We start from the raw sequence: 7,143 nt of genomic DNA, 5'->3' as shown, positions 1-7,143 counted from the left end.
GTCCTGGTTAGGTTAGGCTAACCTTCACGCCGTGAGATCTGGTGAACGCGCAGGCAGCGCCCCACGTCCGCGCGGTCACGAACTGTCGGCCGAGCACGTGACCGTGTCGTACGACGGAGTCGACGTCGTCCACGACGCGGCCCTCGTCCTCAAGCCCGGTGAAGTGACCGCCCTCGTCGGCCCGAACGGCAGCGGCAAGTCGACCTTGCTGCGCACCGTCGCGCGGCTGCAGGGGGCTCGCCGCGGCACCCTGACCCTCGACCCGGGAACGGTCGACGCCGCCGACGGCTTCGACCTCACCGCCCGTCAGTTCGCCCGCCGCGTCGCGCTCCTGACGCAGTCCCGGCCCACCCCGGCCGGACTCACCGTGCGCGACGTCGTCGAGTTCGGCCGCTACCCCTACCGCGGCCGCTGGGGACAGACGGACCCGGACGGCACCGCCGTCGTGAACCGCGTGCTCGCCCTGACCGGCGTGGACGCCCTCGCCGACCGCGGCGTCGACCAGCTCTCCGGCGGTCAGCTGCAGCGCGTGTGGCTCGCGAGCTGCCTCGCCCAGCAGACCGGCGTGCTGCTCCTCGACGAACCGACCACCTACCTCGACCTGCGCTACCAGGTCGAACTCCTCGACCTGATGCGGGACCTGGCGGACGACGGCGGCATCGCCGTCGGCGTCGTCCTGCACGACCTCGACCAGGCGGCCGCCGTCGCCGACCGGATCGCCCTGCTGCGCTCCGGCCGCATCATCGCCGACGGCACCCCCGAGGACGTGCTGCAGCCCGAACGCCTCTCCGAGACGTACGGCATCCGCATCGACATCGACACCGACCCCCTCACCGGCCGGCTGCGCACACGCGCGATGGGCCGCCACCACAGCAGAAGCGAAAGGCTCCACAGCACCTCATGAGAAGCGCCGCCCTCCTCACCGCCGCCGCCGGCACCGCCGCGGCCCTCCTCCTGTCCGGCTGCGGCTCCTCCGAGCCCGCGAAGCCGGCCGCGGACAGCAAGTCCCAGAAGATCACCCTCACCGACGCGAACGGCGCGAAGGTGCGTCTCGACCGCCCGGCCACCAAGGTCGTCGGCACCGAGTGGAACGTCGTGGAGTCCCTCGTCACCCTCGGCGTCGACCCGGTCGGCGTCGCCGACGTCAAGGGCTACACGACGTGGGACAAGGCCGCCCCGCTCACCAACTCGCCCAAGGACATCGGCACCCGCGGCGAGCCCAGCATGGACACCATCGCCGGGCTCACCCCCGACCTGATCGTCGCGACCACCGACCTGTCGGCGTCCGCGATCAAGCAGATGAAGAAGATCGCCCCGGTCCTCCAGGTCACGTCTGCCGACGCCGCCGACCAGATCGGCCAGATGACGGACACGCTCGACCTCATCGCCAGGGCCACCGGCAAGGAGGACGCGGCGAAGGCCGCCGAGAAGTCCTACGAGGCCAAGGTCGCCGAGGGCAAGAAGGCCCTGAAGGACGCCGGACTCGACGGCGCGTCGATCGCCTTCGCCGACGGCTACGCGGCCTCCAACCAGGTCTCCGTGCGCGCCTACACGAGCGGTTCCCAGGTGGGCGCCGTCAACGAGGACCTCGGTCTGAAGAACGCCTGGAAGATCAAGGGCGACAAGGACTACGGACTCGCCACCACCGACGTCGAGGGCCTCACCGGGCTCGGCGACAAGACGCAGTTCGCCTACATCGGAAACAAGTCGGAGGGCGACGTCTTCACCAAGGACCTCGCCGGCAACTCCGTCTGGAAGTCGCTGCCGTTCGTGAAGGCCGGGGACGTCCACCGACTGCCCGACGGCATCTGGATGTTCGGCGGACCGAAGTCGATGGAGCAGTACATCGACGCCCTCGTCGGCGCCCTGACGAAGTAGCAGCCATGGCCGTCACCGCAACCCCCACCGTCACGCCCGAGCGTACGGCCGCGACCTCGTCGGGCGCCGTCGCGGTGACGGCCGGGCTCGTCCTCCTCGTCGCCGTGCTCGCCGTCGTCGACATCACCCAGGGCACCGCCTCCGTCGGCCCGAGCCAGGTCTGGAAGGCCCTCACCGGACAGGCCGAGGCGGGCGACGCCTCCGTCCTCGTCGCCTCCCGGCTGCCCCGCATGGTGGCCGGGATCCTGGTCGGCGTCGCGCTCGGCGCGGCCGGCGCGGCGCTCCAGGCGGTGAGCCGCAACGTGCTCGCCTCGCCGGACACCCTCGCCGTCAACGCCGGTTCGTACCTCGCCCTCGGCATCCTCACCGTCACCGGTGCCACCCTGCCGCTGCTCGCGTCCTCCACGGTCGCGTTCGTCGGCGGGCTCGGCGCGGCCGCCGTCGTGCTCACCCTCGCCGGCCGCGGCGCGGGCGGCGTCCGGCTCGTCCTGGCGGGCAGCGCGCTCGCCCTCGGACTCAACGCCGTCACCGAGGCGTTGCTCCTGCTGTTCCCCGAATCGACCGACGGGCTCTACCAGTGGGCCCAGGGCAGCATCAGCCAGAACGGCTTCGACGGCGTCGTGCGCATGGCGCCCGTCGTCCTCGCCGCCCTCGGCGGACTCGTGCTGCTCGCCCGCCGCGTCGACGCCCTCGGCCTCGGCGACGACGCGGCCCGCGGCCTCGGCGTCCCGGTCCGCGGCACCCGCGTCACCGCCGTCGTCCTCGCCTCACTGCTGTCCGCCGCAGCCGTCACCCTCGCGGGCCCGATCGGCTTCGTCGGACTGTGCGCCCCGGCCCTCGTCCGGCCGCTCGCCCGCCGGGTGCGACCGCTCGTCCGGCACCGGACGCGCATCCCCGTCGCGGGCCTGGTCGGCGCCGCCCTCGTCCTCGGCTCCGACGTGCTGCTGCGCGCGGTCACCTCGGCCGAGACCGCGGTCACCGTGCCCACGGGCATCATCACCAGCGCCGTCGGCGCCGTCTTCCTCGTCGTCATGGCCGTGCGCATGCGCGACAGCGACGCCGCGGCCGCGCCGGACCGGCTGCGCATCCCGAGCCGTACGGCGTTCACGGTCACCGTCGTCGTCCTGGTGGCGGCGCTGGTCGGCGCCACGATCGGCGCGGTCCTCATCGGCGACAGCACCCTGCTCCTGGGCGACGTCGTGAACTGGGCGCGCGGACAGGCGGGCCAGGCCGTCACGTTCGTCCTCGACACCCGGATGCCCCGCGTGCTCGCCGCCCTCTGCGCCGGTGCCGCACTGGCCCTGTCCGGCACGCTCGTGCAGTCGGTGACCCGCAACCCGCTCGCCGAACCCGGCGTCCTCGGGGTCTCCGGCGGCGCCGCGCTCGGCGCGGTCCTGCTCGTCACCTCGGCGCCCGGCGCCGGGTCCTGGAGCATCGCGGCGGCGGCCTTCGCGGGCGCCGCGGTCAGCGCCTGCGTCGTCTTCGGCCTCGCCGCGAAGGGCGGCTTCCGGCAGAGCCGGCTCGTCCTCGTCGGGGTCGGCGTCGCCGCCGGGACGACGGCGCTGATCAGCCTGCTGATCGTGCTCACCGACCGGTTCAGCGCCACCAAGGCCCTGATCTGGCTGTCGGGTTCGACCTACGGGAGGACCGCTCCCGACCTGCTGCCGGTCGCCGTGGTGCTGGTCGTGGCGACCGCCGTGACCGTGGTCCGGCGCAGGGAACTCGACCTCGTCTCCCTCGACGAGGACACCCCGCGCCTGCTCGGTCTCGACCTCGGCCGCGGACGCCTCGGCTTCCTCGTCCTGAGCGTGCTGCTCAGCGCCACCGCGGTGGCCGCCGCCGGCACGATCGGCTTCGTCGGGCTGGTGGCGCCGCACGCGGCCCGCGCCCTGGTGGGCCGCCGGCACGTGCGGGTCGTACCCGTCGCGATGCTGCTCGGCGGAACCCTCGTCTGCGTCTCCGACCTGCTGGGCCGCACCGTCATCGCCCCGGCCCAGCTCGGCGCGGGACTGATGACGGCGGTCGTCGGCACGCCGTACTTCGTGTACCTGCTGGTACGCAGCCGGCGGTAGCGCGCAGGTCCGCGCAGGTCTGCTCGGGTCTGTTCGGCTCTACTCGGCCGCTGCCCGCAGCACCGCCAGGGCGCGGTCCGCGTGCGCGCTCATCCGGAACTCGGAGCGCACCACTTCGAGGACGCGCCGGTCGGTCCCGATGACGAAGGTGGCCCGCTTGGTCGGCAACGGACCGAACCCGCGGGCCACCCCGAACCGGCCGCGCACCTCGCCCTCCGGATCGGACAGCAGCGGGAAGCCGAGCGTGTGCTGCCCCGCGAATTCGCGCTGCTTCTCGACGGCGTCCGAGCTGATCCCGACCGGCCGGGCGCCCACCGCGGCGAACTCGGCGGCCAGGTCCCGGAAGTGACAGGCCTCGGCGGTGCAGCCGGGCGTCATCGCCGCCGGATAGAAGAAGACGACGACCGGCCCTTCGGCGAGCAGCGACGACAGCGACCGGGGTGTACCCGTCTCGTCGGGCAGCGTGAAGTCGTCGACGACGGTACCGACTTGGATCCGGCTGGATGCGGGCACGGGGCACTCCACTGCTTCGGATGCGGGCTTCGGATGCGGGCGGGGACATGCGCACGGGAACGTGCGCCCGCGATCGTACTCGGCAGTAAGGAAGGTAGGGACGGTCAGGGTCACCCCGCCGGGTCCGACAGGTGGATCAGCCCCGCCTCGGTAGGCCGGAATCCGCAGGCGTCGACGTAGAAGGCCCGCAGCCGCGGCTCGAAGTCCACGTGCAGCCACTCGCACCCCGCGGCCCGCGCCCGGTCCGCCGCGAGCCGGACGACCTCGGTCGCGATGCCGCGCCGCTGGTGCGAGCCACGCGTCTTGGTGTCGAGCAGGAAGGCGTGATCGCCGCCGTCCCAGGCCACGTTGACGAACCCGACGAGCAGCCCGCCCGGCTCGCGGGCGCAGACCCAGCCCAGACTGTGCCGCCGGATCCGGTCCCACCAGCCCGGTTCGCCGCGGCCGCCGTGGGACCGGACGAGACCGACGAGTTCGTCGTCGGTCAGCGGCGCGCGCCAGGTGTACATGATCTCCTCGCTCATCGCGTCAGCATCGCCGATCACGTCCGGAAGCGAACCGGAAGCCCCCCGGAAGGACCCTGAAGCGACCCCCGGAAGCGACCCTGAACGGGCCGGACGTGGATGTCGGATTCTCGCCAGCCGGGAGCGTCCGGGAGCTGTTTGACTTCGCCCATGACCACCACGCAGCAGGACTCCGTCCACACCTTCCGCGCCCTGCACACCCCTGCCCGGCCCCTCGCCCTCGCCAACGCCTGGGACGTCGCCAGCGCTCTGATCGTCGAGTCCGCCGGGGCGCCCGCGATCGCCACGACCAGCGCCGGAGTGGCCTGGTCCCTCGGCTGCCCGGACGGCGACGCGCTCACCCGCGACGAGGCCGTGGCGGCGATCTCCCGGATCACGGCGGCCGTCACGGTCCCGGTCACGGCCGACATCGAGACCGGCTACGGCGACGGACCGGACGACGTGGCCGAGACGGTCCGGCAGGTCGTCGCGGCGGGTGCGGCCGGGGTCAACATCGAGGACGGCACCCGGCCCCCGGCCGACCTCGCCGCCCGGCTCGCGGCGGCCCGCGACGCCGTCGGCGCCGACCTGTTCCTCAACGCCAGGATCGACACGTACCTGTTCGGGCTCGGGGAGGACGGGACCCGCCTCAAGGAGACCCTGGAGCGGGCCCACCGGTACGTGGAGGCGGGCGCGGACGGCATCTTCGTCCCCGGCGTCACCGACCTCGACACCGTCGCCGAGCTGGCGGCCGAGATCCCCGTGCCGCTGAACGTCATGGCGGGGCCCGGCGCTCCGTCGGTCGCCGAGTTCGGAGCCGTCGGTGTCGCCCGCGTCAGCCTCGGATCGGGCGTGGCCCAGGCCGCGTACACGGCCGCCCGCCGGACCGCGCAGGAGCTGCTCGGCACCGGCGGCTACGCCCCGCTCGCGGACGCCGTCGACTTCGGCGAACTCAACGGGCTGCTGTCGGCGCCCGCCGCCCGTCACTCGTCGGAGTGACGCCGGGCGTCGGCCGCTCGCGCCCCGCCGGTGCTGATGACCGTGCGCGCCGGCCGGCCCTCATCGCCAGGGGTGTCTCCGCGCCCTCCACCCCGGCGGGGTAGCGTTCTTCGCCGGGGCGGACGGACGCGGGGCGGGCCGACGCCCGGGGCGCGCGGTGCGCGGGAGGGAGTCGGAGATGGTGGAGTGGCGCTTGATCGGTCGTGGCGCCCGGCAGGTCCCTGAGCCGTGGGCGACGCCCCTGACCTGGACGGTCGCCTACGGGAGCGCGTTCGTGCTGGTGGCACTCCTCGACGTCCTGGGCGTGCTCGACCGCACGGGCCTCGCCCTCATGACGCTCTCGCTGCTCGCCGCGGCCCTCGGCCTGCGCGGCCGTTTCGTGGCCGCCCCGGGGACCGCCGCCCTGTGCTGGGTGTGCCTGAACGTGCTCGGCACCGAACCGACCGGCGAGCTCTCCTGGGCCGGGCACCGCGATCCCGGATGGATGGCCTGCCTGCTGCTCGCCACCGTCGCGGGCACCGCCATCGGGCGCCTGCTGCACGCCCGGTCCGCCTACCGCCGCGTCACTCCGTTCGACGAGTTCGGCTGAGCCCGCGGCCCTGGTGACCCGCCTATAGGGTGGTGCGGTGAACAGGGCCGAACCGGACGACGACAAGACCACGGAGTACACGCACGGGAGCGGCGGCGCCGCGCCCGTGTCCCATCCGGACCTGCGCGCGCTCGCCGTCCAACTGCGGCGCATGAACGGGGAGATGAACCGTCTCGTGCACGGTTTCGCCGCGGGACAGGAACTGCACACCACCGACGTCCAGGCGCTCGCCGCCATCCTCGACGCGGAGGAACCCCTCACGCCGAGCCGGCTGCGCGACCACCTGGGCCTGACCTCCGGCGCGGTGAGCGCCTGCGTGGACCGGCTGGAGCGTGCGGGACACATCAGCCGGGTGCGCGAGAGCAGCGACCGGCGCGTGGTCCACCTCCACTACGTGCCCGGCGCCCAGGCCGCGGCCCGGACCTACTTCCAGCCCCTGGCCGAGGCCACGGAGCACGTGCGCGGCGGCTTCAGCGAGGACGAACTGGCCGTGGTGCTGCGGTTCCTGGGCGCGCTCAACGGGGAACTCGCGACGATCCGCACCCCGCGCGTCTGAATCCGGACCGGCCGCATCCGCGGGGCGGGGTCG

At 73.7% G+C, this 7,143-nt stretch carries 8 protein-coding genes; 6 read left to right on the top strand and 2 right to left on the bottom strand.

Going from position 1 to position 7,143, the window contains the following annotated elements; genetic code table 11:
- The first annotated feature begins 31 nt into the window (after positions 1-31).
- From M4J07_RS29495 to M4J07_RS29485, 3 genes are read left to right on the top strand one after another with little or no spacing between them, the layout of a single operon-like run.
- Complete coding sequence (locus M4J07_RS29495) at positions 32-904, top strand: ABC transporter ATP-binding protein (RefSeq protein WP_255976560.1); 873 nt, start codon at positions 32-34, stop codon at positions 902-904.
- Positions 901-1,878, top strand: coding sequence for an ABC transporter substrate-binding protein (locus tag M4J07_RS29490; RefSeq protein ID WP_255976558.1), 978 nt, complete (start codon positions 901-903; stop codon positions 1,876-1,878). Before M4J07_RS29495 ends, M4J07_RS29490 begins: the two co-directional genes overlap by 4 nt.
- Positions 1,879-1,883: 5 nt before the next feature.
- Positions 1,884-3,950: an iron ABC transporter permease gene (locus tag M4J07_RS29485; RefSeq protein ID WP_255976556.1), complete on the top strand. Its 2,067-nt coding sequence runs from the start codon at positions 1,884-1,886 to the stop codon at positions 3,948-3,950.
- A gap of 39 nt (positions 3,951-3,989) precedes the next feature.
- Here the strand turns inward: M4J07_RS29485 and M4J07_RS29480 are convergent, their stop codons facing one another.
- Both M4J07_RS29480 and M4J07_RS29475 read right to left on the bottom strand, forming a co-directional pair.
- Entirely contained in the window at positions 3,990-4,463 is a 474-nt protein-coding gene (locus M4J07_RS29480) for a peroxiredoxin (protein ID WP_308284782.1), read from the bottom strand.
- 110 nt (positions 4,464-4,573) lie between these two features.
- Positions 4,574-4,987, bottom strand: coding sequence for a GNAT family N-acetyltransferase (locus M4J07_RS29475; RefSeq protein WP_255976566.1), 414 nt, complete (start codon positions 4,985-4,987; stop codon positions 4,574-4,576).
- Between the two features lie 150 nt (positions 4,988-5,137).
- On the opposite strand from M4J07_RS29475, the gene M4J07_RS29470 reads away from it, so the two are divergent.
- From M4J07_RS29470 to M4J07_RS29460, 3 genes are all read left to right on the top strand, one after another.
- Entirely contained in the window at positions 5,138-5,965 is an 828-nt protein-coding gene (locus M4J07_RS29470) for an isocitrate lyase/PEP mutase family protein (protein WP_255976554.1), read from the top strand.
- A 178-nt stretch (positions 5,966-6,143) separates the two neighbouring features.
- Complete coding sequence (locus M4J07_RS29465) at positions 6,144-6,554, top strand: hypothetical protein (protein WP_255976553.1); 411 nt, start codon at positions 6,144-6,146, stop codon at positions 6,552-6,554.
- Between the two features lie 106 nt (positions 6,555-6,660).
- A complete protein-coding gene (locus tag M4J07_RS29460) occupies positions 6,661-7,110 on the top strand; it encodes a MarR family winged helix-turn-helix transcriptional regulator (RefSeq protein WP_255976564.1) in 450 nt (149 codons plus the stop codon).
- The last annotated feature ends 33 nt before the right edge of the window (positions 7,111-7,143 follow it).

This window comes from Streptomyces longispororuber, from assembly GCF_024448165.1.
GTDB lineage: Bacteria > Actinomycetota > Actinomycetes > Streptomycetales > Streptomycetaceae > Streptomyces > Streptomyces longispororuber_A.
This window is presented reverse-complemented; position numbering and strand designations above follow the sequence as displayed.